This window comes from Nocardia donostiensis, assembly GCF_002081715.1.
Classification (GTDB): domain Bacteria; phylum Actinomycetota; class Actinomycetes; order Mycobacteriales; family Mycobacteriaceae; genus Nocardia; species Nocardia donostiensis.
In genome coordinates, this window is record NZ_MUKP01000004.1 from 94,862 (window position 1) to 114,232 (window position 19,371).

General features: G+C 68.4%; 14 protein-coding genes and 1 pseudogene. 5 read left to right on the top strand and 10 right to left on the bottom strand.

Annotated elements, in window-relative coordinates; genetic code table 11:
- The first annotated feature begins 86 nt into the window (after positions 1–86).
- On the top strand, positions 87–1,004 hold the full coding sequence (locus tag B0T44_RS04035) for a HemK family protein methyltransferase (protein WP_077116356.1): 918 nt from the start codon (positions 87–89) through the stop codon (positions 1,002–1,004).
- Here the strand turns inward: B0T44_RS04035 and B0T44_RS04040 are convergent.
- Both B0T44_RS04040 and B0T44_RS04045 read right to left on the bottom strand, forming a co-directional pair.
- Positions 983–1,810: an SDR family NAD(P)-dependent oxidoreductase gene (locus B0T44_RS04040; protein ID WP_077116355.1), complete on the bottom strand. Its 828-nt coding sequence runs from the start codon at positions 1,808–1,810 to the stop codon at positions 983–985. The genes B0T44_RS04035 and B0T44_RS04040 overlap by 22 nt on opposite strands.
- 44 nt (positions 1,811–1,854) lie before the next feature.
- Positions 1,855–3,426: a succinic semialdehyde dehydrogenase gene (locus B0T44_RS04045; RefSeq protein WP_077116354.1), complete on the bottom strand. Its 1,572-nt coding sequence runs from the start codon at positions 3,424–3,426 to the stop codon at positions 1,855–1,857.
- 175 nt (positions 3,427–3,601) lie between these two features.
- Between B0T44_RS04045 and B0T44_RS04050 the strand changes: the two genes are divergently transcribed.
- Positions 3,602–4,288, top strand: a complete 687-nt coding sequence (locus B0T44_RS04050) for a TetR/AcrR family transcriptional regulator (RefSeq protein WP_077116353.1) — start codon at positions 3,602–3,604, stop codon at positions 4,286–4,288.
- A 34-nt stretch (positions 4,289–4,322) separates the two neighbouring features.
- Here B0T44_RS04050 and recD read toward each other — a convergent pair whose 3' ends face one another.
- From recD to recC, 4 genes are read right to left on the bottom strand one after another with little or no spacing between them, the layout of a single operon-like run.
- Positions 4,323–6,263: an exodeoxyribonuclease V subunit alpha gene (recD, locus tag B0T44_RS04055; protein WP_077116447.1), complete on the bottom strand. Its 1,941-nt coding sequence runs from the start codon at positions 6,261–6,263 to the stop codon at positions 4,323–4,325.
- Entirely contained in the window at positions 6,260–6,457 is a 198-nt protein-coding gene (locus tag B0T44_RS26300; RefSeq protein ID WP_139347765.1) for a hypothetical protein, read from the bottom strand. Before B0T44_RS26300 ends, recD begins: the two co-directional genes overlap by 4 nt.
- Before the next feature lie 44 nt (positions 6,458–6,501).
- Positions 6,502–9,828: a UvrD-helicase domain-containing protein gene (locus B0T44_RS04060; RefSeq protein ID WP_077116446.1), complete on the bottom strand. Its 3,327-nt coding sequence runs from the start codon at positions 9,826–9,828 to the stop codon at positions 6,502–6,504.
- A complete protein-coding gene (gene recC, locus B0T44_RS04065; RefSeq protein WP_077116352.1) occupies positions 9,825–13,202 on the bottom strand; it encodes an exodeoxyribonuclease V subunit gamma in 3,378 nt (1,125 codons plus the stop codon). Before recC ends, B0T44_RS04060 begins: the two co-directional genes overlap by 4 nt.
- A gap of 285 nt (positions 13,203–13,487) precedes the next feature.
- On the opposite strand from recC, the gene B0T44_RS04070 reads away from it, so the two are divergent.
- From B0T44_RS04070 to B0T44_RS04080, 3 genes are all read left to right on the top strand, one after another.
- Positions 13,488–13,685: a hypothetical protein gene (locus B0T44_RS04070; RefSeq protein ID WP_254854180.1), complete on the top strand. Its 198-nt coding sequence runs from the start codon at positions 13,488–13,490 to the stop codon at positions 13,683–13,685.
- 123 nt (positions 13,686–13,808) lie between these two features.
- The gene (locus B0T44_RS04075; RefSeq protein ID WP_077116350.1) at positions 13,809–14,693 is read left to right on the top strand and encodes a serine hydrolase; all 885 of its coding nucleotides are present in this window, start codon (positions 13,809–13,811) and stop codon (positions 14,691–14,693) included.
- A 121-nt stretch (positions 14,694–14,814) separates the two neighbouring features.
- Complete coding sequence (locus B0T44_RS04080) at positions 14,815–15,465, top strand: DUF2267 domain-containing protein (protein ID WP_077116445.1); 651 nt, start codon at positions 14,815–14,817, stop codon at positions 15,463–15,465.
- An 11-nt stretch (positions 15,466–15,476) separates the two neighbouring features.
- Here the strand turns inward: B0T44_RS04080 and B0T44_RS04085 are convergent, their stop codons facing one another.
- The 4 genes and pseudogenes from B0T44_RS04085 to B0T44_RS04100 all read right to left on the bottom strand — a co-directional run bounded on the left by B0T44_RS04085 (position 15,477) and on the right by B0T44_RS04100 (position 19,253).
- The gene (locus tag B0T44_RS04085; protein WP_077116349.1) at positions 15,477–17,144 is read right to left on the bottom strand and encodes an ABC transporter permease; all 1,668 of its coding nucleotides are present in this window, start codon (positions 17,142–17,144) and stop codon (positions 15,477–15,479) included.
- Positions 17,141–18,076, bottom strand: a complete 936-nt coding sequence (locus tag B0T44_RS04090; RefSeq protein WP_077116348.1) for an ABC transporter ATP-binding protein — start codon at positions 18,074–18,076, stop codon at positions 17,141–17,143. Before B0T44_RS04090 ends, B0T44_RS04085 begins: the two co-directional genes overlap by 4 nt.
- Positions 18,073–18,756: pseudogene (locus B0T44_RS04095) on the bottom strand (dienelactone hydrolase family protein); the annotation flags it as partial. The pseudogene B0T44_RS04095 and the gene B0T44_RS04090, both read right to left, overlap by 4 nt.
- 74 nt (positions 18,757–18,830) lie before the next feature.
- Positions 18,831–19,253, bottom strand: coding sequence for an Hsp20/alpha crystallin family protein (locus tag B0T44_RS04100; protein WP_077116347.1), 423 nt, complete (start codon positions 19,251–19,253; stop codon positions 18,831–18,833).
- Positions 19,254–19,371: the final 118 nt, after the last annotated feature.

Sequence of the window (19,371 nt, forward strand, 5' to 3'; positions counted from 1 at the left end):
CGGCGGCTGTCCGGTGCGTACTATCCCGTCGGTTCCGTGCAAAAAATCGAAGGCAAGCCAGGCAGCGATGTGAACAGACTGGGGTTATGGATTCCTCCGAGATCGAAGTAGTGACTACGTTGCGTGCGGCTGGTTGTGTGTTCGCCGAGGACGAGGCGCGGCTGCTGATGGATGCGGCCGGGTCGGGGCGGGAGCTCGACGAGTTGGTCCAGCGGCGGGTCGCGGGGACGCCGCTGGAGTATTTGCTCGGGTGGGTGGAGTTTCATGGGATACGGGTCGGGGTGCGGGCGGGAGTGTTCGTGCCTCGGCAGCGGACGACGTTTCTGGTCGATGAAGCCGCTGCGCTGGCATCGTTCCGTGTGGGAAAAGCCCTCACTGTGGTTGATTTGTGCTGCGGTTCTGGGGCTTTGGGGCTGGCGCTGCTGGTTTCGCTCCACAACACCGACGAGCGCGGCAGACCGGCCGCCGAGTTCGTGGACGGCGCAGTGCGTTCGGGCGCGGACGAATCTCTGGACGAGCAAGGCGGTACGCCGGGCGCGGTTCCCGCTGTCGAGCTGATTGCCGCCGACATCGACCCCGTCGCCGTCGCCTGCGCCCGCGACAATCTCGCCGTATACGACGCGCAGGTTTATCAGGGGGATCTGTTCGAGGCGTTGCCCGAGCGTCTCCAGGGCCGTGTCGACCTGCTGCTCGCCAACACGCCCTATGTTCCGTCGGCGATGATCGCGCGCATGCCACCGGAAGCCCGCGACCACGAACCGGCCACCGCGCTCGACGGCGGCGGTGACGGGCTCGACATCTTCCGCCGGGTCGCCACCGAAGCCGCTCACTGGCTCGCACCCGGCGGTCATCTGCTGGTGGAGATCAGCGAGGGCCAAGCCGAAACAGCGGCCGCCGTCCTCGCCGACCACGCACTCAGCCCGCGGATCGCCCACTCCCCTGACCGGCACGCCACCATCGCCGTCGGCACGAAACCGCGGACCTATTTCCGTCCGGTGAATTGATCCATCGAGCGGTAAACGCCGACCGTGTTCAGGAACAGGTCACGCAGTTTGATCGGCAGCACACCTGATAGCGCCTTGTTGAGCCGGGACGTCCACGGCAAGATGACGATCGGCGTCCCGTCCTTCATCTGCTTCCAGGATGTTTCGACGACCTTGTCCTGATCCAGGATGGGTGTCAACCAGAAACCTGTGGCGCCTTCGAACATTCCGGTGTTGATATAGGTCGGGCACACCGTGGTCACCTTCACGTGCTGATGCCCGGCGTGTTCGAGTTCGATACGCACCGAATCCGACCAGCCGAGCGCAGCCCATTTGGATGCGGCGTAGACGCTCATGCGCGGGTTGTGCACCAGGCCCGCCGAGGAGGCGATGTTGAGGATGCGCGCCTCGGCTCCGTTCGCGACCATGGCGGGCAGGAATTCGAGGGTGATGTACATCGGGGCGAGCGAATTGATCGCCATCGTTTTGTCGATATCGGCGCGGTCGCTGATTTCCCAGAAGTACTTGTTGCCGCGCACGATACCGGCGTTGTTGATCAGGATGTCGATATCGCCGACTTCATCGCGCACCGCGGCGGCGGCTGCGGTGATGGCGTCACGATCGGAGACGTCGATCACCTGGTGATGGATCGTGCCGCCGATCGCCGACATTTCGGCGACGGTGTCCTTCAACGCGGCCTCGTTGATATCCCACAGCACCACCGCGGCCGCGCCTTCGCGCACGGCGCGTTCGGCGAACAACCGGCCAAGGCCCATGGCGGCGCCGGTGATCAGAACCTTCTTGCCCGCGACCGAATCGATTTTCATCTGTTCATTCCTTCATCAGCCGACTGATTGCTGCAGGGTGCGGGTTATTTCTGGCGCAACCTTTTCATGACACCGAAATACAGCGTCATAGTCTTGGCCCACGTGGCTTCCGACATCCCGGGCAGCGGCCCGATGGGCAGCACCCGCTGGGTGGCGATGGTCTGGGTGTCGACGTATTTGAGCAGGCCTTCGGGACCGTGCCTGCGGCCGGTGCCGGAGATACCGAGACCGCCCGATGGGGCGTCGGCGCTACCCCACGCGGCGATGAAACCCTCGTTGACATTCACCGATCCCGCGTTCACCCGGGCCGCGACCGCGCGGCCCCTGCTGCCGCTGCGGCTCCACACGCTGGCGTTGAGACCGTAGGCGGTGTCGTTGGCCTGTTCGATGGCGTCCTCGTCGCTGCTCACCTTGTACACCGAGACGACGGGACCGAAGGTTTCCTCGCGGTACACGGTCATCCCGGGCCGAACATCGGTGAGCACGGTGGGTTCGTAGAAGTACGGGCCGAGGTCGGGGCGGTGTTTGCCGCCGGTGAGGACCTTCGCGCCCTTGGCGACGGCATCGTCGACATGGGCGCGGACGGTGTCGAGCTGGCGCGGGAAGGTCAGCGAACCCATATCGCTGGTGAACGCCAGATCGGCGCCCAGTGTCAAGGCTTCGACGCCTGCGATGAATTCGGTGATGAACTCGTCGTAGACGGCTTCGTGCACGTAGATACGTTCCATTGATTCGCACAGCTGGCCCGCCGAGGCGAAACTGGCCCGGACAGCGGTTTTTGCGGCGGCGGATGCGTCGGCATCACCGAGCACCAGCAGCGGGTTCTTGCCGCCGAGTTCCAGGGAGTAGCCGATGAGCCGCTCACCGGCCTGCTTGGCGATGGTCCGGCCGGTGGCGCTGGAACCGGTGTAGTCGACGTAGTCGGCGCGGGCGATCACCTCGCCACCGATCTCGCGGCCGCGGCCGAGCACGATCTGCCACAGGCCGGTGGGTAGCCCGGCACGTTCGGCGGCATGGACGGCCCACAGGGCGGTCAGCGCGGTCTGGTTGTCGGGGCGGCCCACTACCGCGTTACCGGCGACCAGCGCGGGCAGCGCGTCCGATACCGCAAGAGCCAGCGGGTAATTCCACGGCGAGATGACAGCGACGACACCCTTGGGGCGGTGCCGGACGTCGACCCGGGTCAGCGCCGGTAGCACGCCGCGCGGCCGGCGGGTGGCCAGCAGCCGACCGGCGACGGCGGCGTAGTAGCGCGAGTTCACCGCGACATCGCCGACCTCGTCGAAGGCGTGCGGCCGCGATTTGCCGGTTTCGGTCTGCACGATGTCGAGAATCGTGCCCTGTTCGGCCAACACGATGTCATGGAAACGGCGCAGCACCGCGACACGCGTGCGGACCGGGGTGCGGGCCCATTCCTGCTGCGCCTGCCTGGCCCGGCCGAACGCGGCATCGATATCGGCGATCGAGGACTGCGGCAGATCGGCGATTTTGTGGCCGGTGGCGGGCGCGAACACCTCGACCGACGGCGCGCCCCCTGCGGCGGCCCGGTGGAGCAGCGGCCGCACCAGATCCTGGGGCAGCGCGACGGTATCGGCGGGCCGTTGGGCGGTGGTCATAGGTGGACCGTCTCCTGGGTCGGACAGACGTGCGTTCAGACGAAACCGCACATCAGAGATTAATTGAACAGCGGTGTTAGAGTAATCCTCGTGCCATACGCCGTGTCAAGCGCTCCGTTTCGTGCCACAGTCACGAGCCGACGCAGTTGTGCACCGTCACAAGCCGTGAGCTGTCATGGCCGCTGAAGGGACCGCGCGTCGCGGTAGGCCCCCGCAGACCCGCGCACAAGCCGAAGAGGTGCGCGCCCGAATCGTGGCGGCCACCGCGGAGGTCTTCACCCGCGGCGGTTCCCGCGGACTCAGCGTCAGCCAGATCATCGAACAGGCCGGGCTGGCGCGGCCCACCTTCTACCGCTACTTCGCCAACGCGACCGAACCGCTGCACGTGCTGCTCGAAGCCTCCAACACGAGCCTGGTCGGCGGAATCAGGGACGCGCTCGGCGTCACCGCCGAAGGCGTGGAACTCGGTATCCGGCTCATCGACGCCTACCTGGACTGGGCGCGCAGCCACGGCGCGATGCTCGGGCCGCTGTTCACCGAACTGCACGATCCCAGCTCCCCCGTTTCGGTCTACCGGGAACAGGCCCTCGACGATATCCGCACCATGCTCCGTGAAACCCTCGCCCAGCTCGGCCGCCCGATCCCCGCCGACCTCGACCTGGACGCGGCCCTGCACGTCTGCGAATTCGTCGTCTTCCGCATCTCCGTCGCCACCACCTCCGGCACCCCACCCGACCCGGCAACGGTCTCGGCCGCCCGAATGACGATGATCCGCGTTGTCTTGGCGACGCTCGGCACCATCGACGACTTCTACTACGCGATGGAACTGCCCGGTATCTTCCCGGCCGCACCACCGCGCTGAGCACGGTCGACGTGACCACAGGTTCCCGACGGGGTCAGTCGGTGAGGCTCAGTCCGCTGGCTCGCAGGACGCGGCGGTCGACGGCGGCGCGGATGGCGGCCGGGGTGCCGATGACGCGGACGTGGGCGCGGGCGCGGGTGATCGCGGTGTAGAGGAGTTCGCGGGTGAGCAGGGAGGATTCGGGTTCAGGGAGGACGATGGTCACCGCATCGTATTGGCTGCCCTGGCTGCGGTGGATGGTCATCGCGAAAACTGTGACCACGGCCGGGAATTGGGTGGGATGCACCAGATAGGGTTCGCTGCCCCGCTGGAGCGCGACGCGCAGCGAGCCGTCGGGCCGGCGGATCACCACACCGGTGTCGCCGTTGTAGATGCGGGCCTCGTGATCGTTGGCAGTAACCAGCAAGGGTTGGCCCGGATACCACGTGGCGTGGGTGGTATCCGGGCCTGCCCCGGCTGCCGCGGCCCATTCGGCGGCCATGCGGTCCCAGCGTTCGACACCGTAGGGGCCCTGGCGGTGGGCGCACAGCAGGCGATGGGATTCGAGTGCAGTGAGTGCGGACCAGGCGTCGCCGGCTAGGGCGGCGTCGGTGCTGCGGTGTGCGGTGTCGACGACGTCGGTGCGGATATCGGCGATATCGTCGGGGTCGTGCAGTGACAGCGCGGCACCGCCTGCACGCAGGAGCTCCAGTGCGCGGTCGGCGTCGCCCGCACGGACCGCCACCGCCAGGTCGGCGATGCGGCCGCCGAACCGGCGGCCACGTGTCAACCGGACGATGCCGCCACGAAGGCGGGTGAGTTCCAGCGGAGTCAGCGACTCCGGGTCCGTTTCACGGCCCAGGGTGTGCGGGCCGGTGATCTGTTCCAGCTGCGGGTTGGGCGGGCCGAGCACCGGGCCTGCGACCAGGTCGGCCAGTACCGCGCCCGCATCCACGGACGCCAACTGGTCCGGATCGCCGACGAGCACCAGCCGCGTGTCCGGGCGCAGCGCAGCCAGCAGCCTGCTCATCATGGTCGAGGACACCATGGAGGTTTCGTCGACCACGATCACGTCGTAGGGCAGCCGGTTGAATTCGTGATAGCGGAACCGGGTGCCGCGTCCGCGCTGCCAGCCGAGCAGCCGATGCAAAGTGGAGGCGGTCAGCTCGGGCAACCCCAGTTCGTCTGCCTGGTCGCGTACGGCTTCCTGCAGTCGTGCCGCAGCTTTCCCTGTCGGCGCGGCCAGCGCGATCCGCGGCACGGGCGCCTGTGGCTGCGCTGCCCGATGCGCCACGAGCAGTGCCAGGATCCGCGCGATGGTGTGCGTTTTGCCCGTACCCGGGCCGCCTGCGACCACGGTGGTCCAGTGGGTGGCCGCCAGCGCAGCCGCGAGCCGCTGCCGGTCCGGCCCCGCTGCGCCCGGTGCGAAGCCTTCGGCCCCCGTATCCGTCGAAGCAGCTTCGTTCTGCGACGCCCCGGGAGTGCCGAAGAGCCGATCGAGCTCACGGCGAACGAGCGCCGGATCGATCACCGGGTGTGTCGCCGCACGCTCGGTGAGCACGCGCCGGATGGTTTGTTCCTGCTGGTAGTAGCGATCCAGATACAGCAGCGGACCGACCCCCGGCCGGTTCGTGTCGACCAGCCGCAGCGGACGCAGCGGACCCGAGGTGCCGCCCAGTACCAGCGGACTGGACCGCAGTGCGGCGACCACTGCCTCGATGTCGGGCCACGACAACTGCTCGGTGTCGATCGGCTGCTCGCGGTCTTCGTCGATATCCACGCCGATCTCCCGCATCCGCGCCAGATCCAGGCATACCGACCCCGACCGCACCGCGCGCACCGCCAACGCGGCCGCGAACAGCACCGGCTCCGCAGTCTCCCCGCCCAACCGGCCCAGCCGTAACGCCACATGCACATCGGCCGCGGCGAGGACGCCCGCTTCGTTGAACTCACGCAACAGACCCGTCCCCCGCTGCGCCACCTGAATCGATGTCACACCGCGCTCCTCGCATTGCAGGCCGACCGCGGCGCCGCCGCCGACACCGGCCGTGACGCAGCCATCACCCACATCGCTGCCAACAACACCGACCCCGCCGCGACCGACGCCGCAACAGGCGCGAACAACACCGCACCGGAAGCGAACAACACCGCACCAGCCGCAGGCACCACCACACCAGACGCGAGCATCACCGCTCCACCGTGGGAGGTGCAGCTGCGTAATACCCTCGCCGTGCTCACTTCGGATCAGCTCCTGCGAGAAGGTCAGACAGGGCGACGATCAAGGCCACTGGTGGGCTCCAGTCGAAAACACCGGCATCGTCCGGGGTTTCGGGGCCGATCATGCCGCGTACGAACAAATAACGTGCACCACCGAGGTGGCAGGACGGGTCGTAACCGGGCAGACGCCAGCGCAGGTAGCGGTGCAGGGCAACCGAATACAAGAGTGCTTGCAGCGGATAATGGGAACGCAGCATTTCGGCTGCCATGCGGTCGCGGGAGTAGTGGGCGACGGTGAGATCACCGGTGCCGAGACGGTTGGTTTTGTAGTCGACGATCACGAAACGGTCGCCGTCGACCCGCAGCACCGCGTCGATGCTGCCGGTGAGGTAGCCACGCAGCGGGGTGTCGTCGAGGGTGGCGAGGCGGTCGGCGTAGGAGTGGAAATCCGTGCCCGGCGGGAGGTGTTCGCGCAGCAGATCGGCGATGCGGTGCAGGGTGGCGGACACGGCGGCGGGTGTGTCGCCGCCAGCGAGGGGGAGTTCGAATTCCAGTTCGCACAAGCGGTCCCGGGTGGGGATATCGGCCAGGGACCCGAAACCGAGCGGGGTGCGCAGGACCGCGAGCAGCGCGATCGACAGCAGCGCCGTATCGACCTCGGCCAGCATTTCCGTCGCGGTTTCCGCGCAGCGGGCGCTGACCTCGGCGGCGAGATCGGGGGCGTCGGTGTCGATACGCTCCAGCACACCGTGCACCAGCGTGCCGAACTCGGCGCCGTAGGGCAGTTCGTTCATCAGCGACGGCGCGCCCGTCAGCGGTTCGTCGCCCATGAACGAGGGTGCGCCCGGTTCGTCGTCGCGGCCGGGAGCTGCCTCGGGTTCGGTGCCTGTGACGAGGTCGTGCGCGGATGCGGTCAACGCCGAATACGAGGTGCGCCGCCACTGCTGGTCCAGGGGCCTGTCGAAAACAGCGGCGGCCACACCGGCTGGCCCGGTGTCGCGCCTGAACCGGCGCGGTGTCACCGGCCCGGTTCCGTCGACCCCGGTGACCGCGATCGCGCCACCCGCAGCCGACGCCCACCTGGTGATCCGTTCCAGCATGGCCTTGTCCGCGCCGACGGTGACCCGGCCCGGCACCGCAGCCGTACCAGCGGTCCTGCCCAGGACGAGCCGGTGCAGCGGTGCGGTCGCCGTGGTGAACGCGGGCGCCCACCATGCGACGACCTGGCATCGGGCGCGGGTCAGCGCCACATAGCACAGCCGCAGCTCCTCACCGGCTTCCTCGTCCTCGGCGAGCTGTTTGCGTGCGGCGTAACCGGGGGCTTGCGGCCCGCCGACGTCGAGCATCCGGTCGCCGTCGCGGTGGAACAGCAGGGTCGCCGGTTTCGGGTTCTTCGGGTTGTCCCACGCGAAGGGTAGGTAGACGACGGGAAATTCGAGCCCCTTGCTGGCGTGCACGGTCGCCACCTGCACGGCGGCATCGTCCCGGTCGAGCCGGCGGCTCCGGTCGGCGACCGTCCCGGAGGCAGGGTCGCGTATCCGGTCGGTCAGCCAGCGGGTCAGCGCGGTCAAGCCGAGACCTTCGGTCAGTGCTGCCTGGTCGAGCAACTGGGCGATATGCCGCAGGTCGGTCAGCTCCCGTTCCCCGTTCTCAACCGCCAGCAGCCGCGCAGCCAGCTGGGTATCGGCGGCCAGTTTCTCGAATACCGCCGCGAAACCCACTCGGGCGAACAACCTGGCCAGGTCCCGCAACTGGGTACTCACGCGGCCGACCAGATCCGCTCCCCCGCCGTCGAGATCGGCAGCGGCGTACCCGAACAGCGCAGTGCAGGCCGCCAACCGCACTCGATCCCCGCGATGCGGCTGCTCCAGCGCCCGCAGCACCCACAGCCAGTCGGTAGCACTGTCTGTGGCGAAAACGCTGGCCCCACCGGCCAGCACCGAAGCAACACCGGCTCGATCCAGTGCCGCCCGCACGACATCGATCTGCGACCGGGTGCGCACCAGGACCGCGATATCACCGGGACCGATGGGGCGATCCATCGGTTTCTCCGAACCGAAGGGGTCGACCGAGATCCGCATTCCCGATTCGAGTAGCCGAACGATATCGGCGGCGAGGTCGTCGGCGACCTTCGCGCGCATCCGGCCGACGGTAGGGAAACCGGATTTGTTCAACGGCCCCGCACCGGTGCGGGGCAAACAGCGCAGGCGCAGCGGAGCTATGAGGTCTTCCGGGCCCGACAGGCGCGACCACGGGCGGGTCGCGGTGACCGGCTGGACCACGATCTGGTCGTGACCCAGGGCTGCCCCGCCCATCAGGTGGTCGAAGGCAGCCAGTAGGCCTGCGTCGCTGCGCCAGTTGGTGGTCAGCTCCTGGCGGGTGGTGGCGTGGGCGACGGCGTCGAGGTAGCTGAGAACTTCCGCCCCGCGGAAAGCGTAGATGGCTTGTTTGGGGTCGCCGACCAGAACCAGAGCGGTGCTGCCGTGGAAGGCGCGGCGCAGGATCTCCCACTGCAGCGGGTCGGTGTCCTGGAATTCGTCGACCAGCGCGACCTGGTAGCGGTCGGCGATGCGGCGGCAGGCGCGCGGGCCGTGTTCGGGGTCGGCCAGGGCGTCGCGGAGCAGGGTCAGCAGATCGTCGAAATCGCGGATGCCCGAGAGTCGTTTACGCCGTTCGGTTTCGGCCCGGACCGCGGTGGCGAACGCTACCCGTTCCCCGGCGGCACCATCGATGTCGGGAGCGAGACGAGCTTGGCGGTCCCGCACCGCGTCCAACGCCAGCTCATGGGCTTCCCTCACCGTGAACGGTGGTTCGGCACGGGCGTAGCGGTTCAGATACAAGTCGTCGGCAACAGTGAGCGCCAGATCGTCGACGGCCTCGACGAAGCGGCAGCCCGGCTCGTGTTCTCCGGCGAGCCCGAGCTCGTCGAGCATGCGCTGGCAGAAACTGTGGGTGGTGGCGATGGCGCCGGCGTCGAAATCCGACAGCGCCGCCAGTAGACGAGCCCGCCTGCGCCACACCTCGTCGTCGTCCGCGCCGGCGAGATACCGGGTCAACGGATCACCCGCCGCGCGTGCGACCTCGGGTGCTGCGAGGGCGTCCGCTACCGCGACGAACCGCTCCCTGGTGCGTTCCCGCAGTTCCTGCGTGGCGGCGCGACTGAAGGTGACCAGCAGCAGCCGGCCGATATCGATCCCGGCCTCGGCGACGTAGCGCACCGCGAGGCCGACGATCGCATGTGTTTTCCCGGTGCCTGCGCTGGCCTCGAGCACCGTGGTACCGCTCGGCAGCGGACCGCACAGGTCGAAGGCCGAGCCCAGACCGGAGTCAGCGGTAACGGTCACGGCGCCCCCTGCTGTTCGGCGCGCAACAGCGGAACCCACAGGCGGCGCGCCAGCGAACCGAAACGGGTGGTTTCGACGGGTTCGCCCGCGGGTGCGGGTGCCGCGAGGAGCTGCTCGAGGCGGGGCGCCGCGCCCCAGATGTAGCGCAGGTGCCGGTCGGTGTGTTCGCCGAAGCGGCCGGGACCGTCGGTGCCGCCGAGGAATTCGCGGTCGGCGGCGGACAGGGCATCCTCGGGTGTATCGCCAGCGAACCGTCGCTCGGCGTAGACGGCGGTCGCAGCGGTGGCGATGGGCAGCGGTTCGCGCAGTCCGGCGTCACGTAACGCCACCAGTTCACGCACTATCGCCAACGCTTCCGGTGCGGGAGGTGCGGTGAGCTCGCACCGCCAGACGGGGTAGCGGCGCAGTTTACCGCGACCGGTGATCACCGCACGCCACGGCCGGCTCTCGGCGACGGCCAGCGCGAGCAGCGAAACCCACGCCGTGACACGGTGTTTGGGTGCCAGACGCGAATAGGTAGCGCGTACCAGCAGGTCACCGTGCACCTCCGGAACCGTCCCGGTGAGCCTGCGCCCGTCACCCAGGTCGATGGCGATATCCACCGCGCGCGCCGGATGCCGGTAGTCGTGTTCGGCGGTCCGGACCAGCGTGTCCACGGTGGTTTCGACGGTGTCGAGCACCTTGCCGCCCAGACCGAACGGCGGCAAGGTGCCGCGCCGCCATTCCGCCGCTCGCAGCCCGGCCGGTTCGGCTCCGGTGAGCCGTGCGGTCAGCATCCGTTCCCCCAGATCCCAGGTGGCCAGACCGTCGAGTTCGATGGGCAGCCGGTTGTCGATATCGTCCTCGTGGTCGGGTACTCGCAGCCCCAGACGCTGCCAGAGGAAGCCGCGCACCGGATGCTCGAGGAACGACACCAGTTCGGCCAGAACGATATCGGCCGGTTCGGGCGACGGCAGCGGCCCTGACAGGAACTGCGGCCGGGGCCGCGGCGGCTGACCGGCCGCCACCGCGCCGGCCAAGGCCGCCGTGTCGAAGCTGAACGGCTCGGCGGGCGCGAAATTGCGGCTGTCGAACGCCTGCAGCGGATGCCGGGTCACCACGGTGTCCATTCCCGCCGCCCCGACATGGGCGCGCAGGACGTCCAGCAGTTCGGCCACCGGTATGGCCGGCGGGCGGTACGCGCCGGTGACCGGGTCGGCGCCGGTGTGCAGCAGCACCAGCTTCTCCCCGGCCGCCATGATCGCGTCCAGCAACAGCTGCCGATCCTCCGACCGCGGATCGCGTTCGCCGAGCAGCGGTTCGCGGGCGAGGACATCGTCGCCGTCGACCCCGCAGGCGCGCGGGAACACGTCGTCGTCCATACCGAGCAACACCACCACCCGATGCGGCACCGACCGCATCGGCACCATGGTGCACACGGTCAGTTCGCCGGTGCGGAAGTTGGCGCGGGTGGGCTGAGCCGCGAGACGGTTCGCCAACAGCACCGAGACATCCTCGAGGCGCATGATGGTCTCACCCGCATGCGCGGTGGCGGCGGCCAGTTCGCGGCGTGCCTCGGTACGCAACCACGCTTGGGATTCCGGCACATCGGTGAGCAGATCCAGGGCGCGAGCCAGGATCGCGGTCCATTCCGCTGCCGGGTGCGGGCCGCGCAGATCCCGCAGGGCGACCGCGAGCCGGTCGACGAACTCGGCGAACCGGCCGGCCAGGTCGATATCGTTGCTGTCGACGTCGGACAGCGGCAGCACCAAATCCAGCCAGTCGTCGGAGGTTTCGCCCGCGGTCACCCCGAGCAGGATCCGGTCGACGGCGCTGTTGAGGGTGTTCTGCGCGAAATCGGCCAGCCCGAACGCCTGCCGCTGCCGCTGCCCGATCCCCCACCGCGCCCCCGATTCGGCCGCCCACTCCCGTAACCGCTCGATATCGTCGTCGTCGAAACCGCACCGTCGCCGCACGGTTTCCGATGCCGCCAGATCCAGCACCTCGGTGACCGTGACCCGCCCGTCCGCCATGCCCAGCAACACCTCGGTCACCGCCAGCAGCGGATTCGTGACCCCGCGCCCACGGTCGGCCAGCCGCACCCGCAGCCGGTGCCCGGGATGCTCTGCATCGTCACGCGGCTCCAGCGTCCCGGCCGGGCGGTGCCCGAACGCGGCCCGCACCAGCGGCGCGTACGCCTCGACTTCCGGGCACATGATCAGAACGTCCCGCGGTTCCAGCGTGGGATCGGCGGCGAACAGCCCGAGCAGGCATTCCCGCAGCACCTCGACCTGACGGGCCGAACCATGGCAGGCGTGCACCTGCACGCTGTCGTCACCAGGGCACGGCACCGGCGGCCAGCGGTCGTCGCGGAGATGGGCCTGCAGCTGTTCCAGCAATGTTGCAGCGACGGGTTCGGGCCAGGAAGTCGCAGTGTTGTTGTCTGCCGTGACATCACCGGTCGAAAGCCGATGGTGGGTGTCGGTTGCCGCCGCAGGCAACCGCTGTTGCAGTTCGCGGATATCGCGGGCAAGCCCGCGCAGCAACGGATGCGCGACCGCAGTCACCGAATTGTCATCCGCGCGAGCGGTCGCCGCCGGAAATCCGGAAAGCGTGTCCCACATGGCCGGGCTCGGGTGAGTGAGCCACAGGTGCACTGCACGGTGCTGCGCGAGCGCGGCCAGCACAGCGAGCTGATCGGACGGCAGCCGGGTTGCGCCGAACAGCGACAACCGAGACGGTAGGTCGACCAGAGCGGGTTCGGCGCACAATCTTTCGCAGACGACGCTCGCGCGTTCGGCCGGGCTCGGTTCGCCCACTTCGGCGCGCAGCCGCCGCCACAGTTGCGCTTGCCAGCACATATCGTCGGGCAGCGGCTGCCCGGTTCCGTCGGTGTCCGCACCAGCCGCCCAGGCGGTGATCAGGCAGGGACGCTGCACCGCGTAACTGTCGAACAGCGCCGCCAGATACGCGGCGGTTGCGTAGCGGCGGCCACGCCGATGATCCGATTCCGCGCCGGACGCGCCGAGATGACGGGCCAGCACCGCACACCAGGGTTCGACCACCGCTGTATCGATCACCTGCAGCAATGTCCACACGATCCGCTCGGGAGCCCACGGGTCGTCCTCGGGCGGCACCCCGCTCACCTGGGCCGCCACCTCGGCCACCAGTGCGGTCGGCGACGGAAACCGGATATTGGCTGCCACCCCGTCCGTCCCTGGCCGCGCAACACCGAGCACTCCCGAAAGCCGTTGGGTGAGCCAGCGTTCCACACCGGTGGCGGATACCGCGATCACCTCTGCGGAGAACGGGTCCGGCAGCGGGTCGGCGAGCACGCCCGCCAAGGCGGCAGCGAGCACGTCGGCGCGTTCGGCACGGTGGATGTGCAGCGGCATACGCGCCCTTTCGCTCGGTCCGGCTCCCGCGTTCGCGCCCGCGGCTCGTTCATCCCCGGCGCGCGCGGGCACATCGTGCACCTGTTATACGCCCAGCGGCCGACACGCTACGTGTTGGCCCAGCCGAAGCCGGGACCGCCATATCACCGACTAAACAGTGATGTAGGCCACAGAGATTCCGACACGCGGCGTATCGCCGAGGTCGACGGTATCCGTTATGCCACAGTGCAGATCCGGGGAGATCGAAAGACTGTGTCGAAAGGCTGGTTGGCGCTCATGGATGCGATGGTGATTCCCCTGGTGCCGAAAGACGGGTTCACGGTTCGCCGGGTCGGTGATCGATGGGAACTGGTGAACTCGCGTTCGTACGGCCGCGCCGTCGTCCTACACACCTGGCCGTTCGATCAGCACTCCGAAGCGTTCGAACACTGCTGTCGGCTCAACGGCCGCGCCGTCGAAGAGCTGCGCGCAGCCTTCCGCTGACCGCACCGGCCCGGCGCCGACCAGCGGAAAAGCTTGCGCCGCAATCGTTGACTCTGGCTAGCACATCATGGGCGTGACCTCAAGACGTGCGTCGAGCGCGCCGATGTGCCAAGGTGTTCCCTCGTGCGTAACCCCAAGGCCGCCTCCGGGGCCGTTCCCCGTGCCGCGACATCCGCTTGTGTCCTCGCCGCCGCGGCGATTTCGTTCGCCAGTGCGCCCGCCGTACTGCCCAGCGCCCACGCCGCGCCGCTTGCGCACACCCAAGGTTGCCTCGATGGTTTCGACTGCGATATGAGCAGCCGGATCGCCAGCGTCAACTCCTATCTGTCGTCACGCCCTGGCGTCACCGGTTACGTGCTGCGTGACCGCGTCAGCGGCGGTGTCTACGCCAACGAGCACGCCGAGGACATGGTGTGGACGGCCTCCACCATCAAGCTCGCCATCGCCGCCGATCTGCTCAACCGGGCCAGGGTCGGCGCTATCGGGCTCTCGCCCGAGGACCGGGGCCTCATCGAATCCATGCTGGCCACCTCCAACGACCAGGCCACCGATGTGCTGTGGAACAAATACGCCGGACTGGACCGGATGGCATTCAACAATGCGTTCCGCGCCAATGGCATGACCAGCCTCGACCCGCAGCCCACCAATACTGCGCTGTACCCGGACTGGTCGTTCCAGAAGTGCACCACCGCCGACCTGGACCGGCTGATGTCGCACGTCCTCGACAAGATGCACCCCGATGACCGCAACTATCTGCTGGACCGGATGCGCAAGGTCGACTCGAACCAGCATTGGGGTGTGTGGGGCGCGGGTGCCGCGATGCGGCCCGGGCTCAAGAACGGATGGTCGGCCGAACAGGGCGGCTGGGTAGTCAACTCGGTCGGTTTCGCCGGTCCCGGCGAACGCTACACGCTGTCGATCATGACCTCGATGGGCTCCGAAGGCGGGTACACCGACGGCGCCGACACCGACACCAAGGTCGCCGAGCTGCTGCTTTCCGGGCGCTGACCGCACAACAGGACCATCGCCCCGTACCGCGCCTACCTTGTGCTCTTGGCGTGTCCGCGCCCTCGGCGAAGGCTCGATGATGCGACCTCGCGATTCGTGCCGGAACATCGAGGAGGACACCATGGCCCATCACGTCGATCCCTTCGCACCATCCGTCCAGAACGCGCACGACTGGCTGCGCACCATCGCCGACAGCCTCGGTACCGACGACCTCTGCTTCGCCTACCGGGCAACACGCGCCTGGATGCACACCGTCCGGGACCGGATCGGCGTCGCCAATTCGGCGCATCTGGCCGCACAACTGCCCGAAATGCTGCGCGGCACCTACTACGAGGGCTGGGTGCCCAGTCATGTCCCGGTGCGGCACGACCTCGCGTCGTTCGTCGAGCAGTTCAGCTCGACCGCCGGTATCGGCAGGCCGGAGACCGGAACCGTGGCCGGTTCGGTCACCATCGCATTGACCGATCTGTTCTCCCCGGGGCAACTGGATCGGGTGTTCGCGGTGCTGCCTGCGCAGTTGTGCGACGTCATGCGCGGCGCGACGCCGAACCTGGACCGGCCTGCCGGGCGCACCCCGGTCAACGGAGACCGGCTGACCTCGGTCGAATCCCGTATCACCGCGCTCGGCGAAGCCATGGCAGTGCTGGCGCGCGGTATGGAGCGGATTCCGGTCGGCGACACCGACAAAGGGCGGATGGCCGATGCCGCGCAGCAGGCGCACCGGCTGCTACTCAGTGAAGGTTTGGCCGGACCGTCTTCCCGAGGAAGTTGACCCCCCGTAGATCAGTAGCCGATATCGCGTGCCCGCACACCGGCGGCTCCGGCGACCGTTCCCGCGGCGGCCACCGCTGCGACGATGAGGATCGGGGTCACCGTCACCGCTGCCAGCGGCGCTTGCGGCAGGTGAGTGTACGGTGAGGCGTCGGCGAACCAGGACGGCAGGTCGAAAGAGTCGGCGAACAACACCGCGACGATGAAGTAGGCGAACACCGTCCACGCCACCGGTGCCGCCACCGCGGGAACCCACCCGGCCGCGGCGATCGCGACAGCGACGACGAGCCAGGCCGCGGGCAGGTAGACGAGCGCGGAGCCGACGAGCCGGGGCAGCTGCGTCGGCTCGCCCACGGTCAGCGCGTACGCCAGCCCCTCACCGAACCCACCGCAGACCAGCACCAGCGCACTACCGGCGAAGGCGATGGCCGTCTGGCTGAAAAACCAGCCGAGGCGGCTGACCGGGGCCGCCAGTACCGGTTCGGCGCGGCCCGACGTCTCCTCCGCCCTGACCCGCAGCACGCTGGTGATGCCGTAAGCCCCCGCGAGCAGCCCGGACAGCGACAGCGTCAGCGCCAGATACGAATCCACTGCGTCGGCGGCGCCGCCGGGCAGATAGTTCGCTATCTCCGGGTTGTCGGCGAGGAACTGCTCGATGCTGTCGGCGACCGAACCGTAAGCCGCCCCGAGCACGAAAACACCGAAACACCAGCCAGCCAGCGAACCCCGCTGCAGACGCCAGGCCAGGCCGAGCGGCGAACCGAGCAGCCAGGAAGCCTCGGGCCTGCCTGCGGCATAGCCGAGCAGCCCGGCACCGAAATCGCGTCGCTCCAGCAGGGCGAAAGCGATACCGATGAGCACCAGCGCCGCCAGCGCGAACAGCAGCACCGGCCACCACCGGTCGACGACGAACGGGTAGGTGCGCTGCCCCCAGCCGATCGGCGACAGCCAGGACAGCGTGCCGTTGCCGACATCGCCGATCGCCCGCGCCATATACGCGGCCGCGACCGCCAAGGCGACCGAACCGTAGACGCTGCGCGGGTTCTCGAACACCTGCGCCGCAACCGCGGTGAGCGCAGCGAAGGTGAGCCCGATACCCGCCAGCGATACCCCGAGCAGCAGCGAACCCGGCACAGGCAACCCGGTGGCGACCGCGACCGCGAACACCACCACCAGCACCGCGATATCGGCCAGCATCGCCAGTGCGAGCGCGGCGAGCACCGGCGCGCGCCGACCGACCCGGGCGGAACGGATCAGCTCGCCGCGCCCGGTTTCCTCATCGCTGCGGGTGTGCCTGCCGATGAGGAACATATTCATCAACGCGACCACCACGGCCAGGTAGGCGAAGATCTCGAACAGGACCTCGCCGCCGATGGTGTCCAGCAACCGCGTCGGCCCAGCCATCGCGACAGCTGCCGCGTTGGCGCCCATGGTTTCGCGGAACTGCGCCAGCTTCGCGGGGGTGTCGTAGAAGCGCTGGCTGCTCACCGACTGAAAGCCCAGCAGCACGCCGGTGGCGAGCAACCACCAGGGCAGGCCGAACCGTTCCCGCCGCACCGCGAAACGCAACAGCGTGCCCGTTCCCGTACTGCTGGAGCCTTGCACCGCACCGCCGGAACCGGCTGCCGGGCCGGGGGTCGGCGGCGCCTGGGTTTCGGCTCGCGATACCTCGCTGCTCACGACGTCGCTTCCAGCGCAGAAGTTGCCGAAGTACCCGACGTTTCTTCGGAGCCGTAGTGCCGCAAAAAGATGTCTTCCAGTGTCGGCGGTGTGCTGGTGAGGCTGCGCACCCCCGCATCGGTCAGGGCCCGCAGGATCGGGTCGAGGCGGGCGGTGTCGACGTCGAAGCGGGCCCGGGAGCCCTCGACCACGAGGTCGTGTACGCCGGACATGGTGTCGAGTCCGGGTACCGGGTGCACGGTTTCTACGGTGACGGCAGTACGGGTGAGGTGGCGCAGTTCGGCGAGGGTGCCGCTTTCCACCGTGCGTCCGTGCCGGATGATGCTCACCCGGTCGCACAGGGCCTCGACTTCGGCGAGGATATGGCTCGACAGCAGCACGGTGCGGCCTTCGCGCCGCATCTCGACCACGCAACGCTGGAATTCCGATTCCATCAGCGGGTCCAGGCCTGCGGTCGGTTCGTCGAACAACAGCAGTTCGGCGTCGGAGGCGAGCGCGGCGATGAGGGCGACCTTCTGCCGGTTGCCCTTGGAATAGGTGCGGGCCTTCTTCGCCGGGTCGAGGTCGAAACGTTCCAGTAGTTCGGCGCGGCGGCGCCGGTCGAGCCCGCCGCGCAGGCGCCCCATCAGGTCGATGATCTCACCGCCGGTGATACCCGGCCACAGATTGACCTCGCCGGGAACGTAGGCGAGGCGGCGGTGCAGGGTGACCGCCTCGCGCCAGGGGTCGCCGCCGAGTAACACCGCCGTGCCCGCATCGGCGCGCAACAGACCGAGCAGCACCCGGATGGTCGTGGTTTTACCGGCGCCGTTGGGGCCGAGGAACCCGTGCACTTCGCCGGTGCGCACCTGCAGGTCGAGCCCGTCGAGTGCCCGGGTGCGGCCGAACATTTTAGTCAGACCGGTGATCGAAACAGCGGCATCGGTCGTCATCTGTCGATTGTCGGCTCTCGGTCCGCCGCTTCGCTGTGTTTTCCGGCGACACGCCCGAACTTGGCAACGAACCAGTCCCGCGCCAGCTCCGCGACTTCCTCCAGCGCCCCCGGCTCGGGGAACAGATGGGTCGCGCCCGGCACCACCGCCACCGCCGATTCACACGACATCGCCGTTTGCGCGCGGTGATTGAGGTCCAGCACCACCGGATCCTGCCCGCCCACGATCAGCAGCGTCGGGGCCTGCACCGCTTCCAGCGCGCTGCCCGCCAGATCCGGTCTGCCGCCGCGCGACACCACCGCGGCTGTCCCGGCCCCGTGGACCGCCGCCGCGCGCAGGGCCGCCGCCGCTCCGGTGCTCGCTCCGAAGTATCCGAGCGGCAGGTCACCGATCGCGCCCAGGCCACGCACCCAGTCGGTGACCTCGACCAGCCGCCCGGCCAGCAGGGCGATATCGAAGACCTGCTCGCGATCAGCTTCTTCGGCCGGAGTGAGCAGATCGAACAGCAGCGTGCCCAGACCGGCCCGGTTGAGCACTTCCGCAACATAACGGTTGCGCGGGCTGTGCCTGCTGCTGCCGCTGCCGTGCACGAAAACGACCATGCCGATCGCGTCCGGCGGTACCGTCAGACGCCCGGGTAGCTCCACTTCACCCGCGCTGACCTGCACCTGTTCATCACGCCTGTCGATTATGCGCTGCTCGTCGATCATCACAAACCTCCCGGCCGCCGCGGGGCACAGCGCGGCTGGCTCGCCTAGTGGCTGTATTTGACCTCGACCTTCTTCGTGTTCTCCGCCGGTTCGTTCATCGGAACGCAAACGGTGAGAATCCCTTGCGAGTAATCGGCTTCGATACCTTCTTCCGACGCCCCGGCCGGCAGAGTCACTGTCCGGTAGAACGAGCCGTAGTTGAATTCCGAATGGCCCTTCTCCTCCTGTCGCTCGGTGCGTTCGGCCTTGATGGTCAACTGCCGGCCCTGCACCGATACCTCGACATCTTTCGCTGGATCGATGCCGGGGATCTCAGCACGCACGATGTAGTTCCCCTCCTCGACGCAGTCCTCCACTCGCAGCAGGCGCCTATCGAACATCGGCGCCAGGCCCGCGGGGGTGAAGGAGCGCCACAGGTCGTCGAGATCGGGGAACAGCGATTGCCGGTGAGCTGGAAGCTGAGCCATGGTTTCCTCCTTGCGCAGTGTTGTGTGGCCACATCGATTCCATCGCGCGCATACCCCGGAACGGGCGCCGATAACATCCGGCACACGGCTGTAGTTTCAGTGCACCGATGCGGGTACT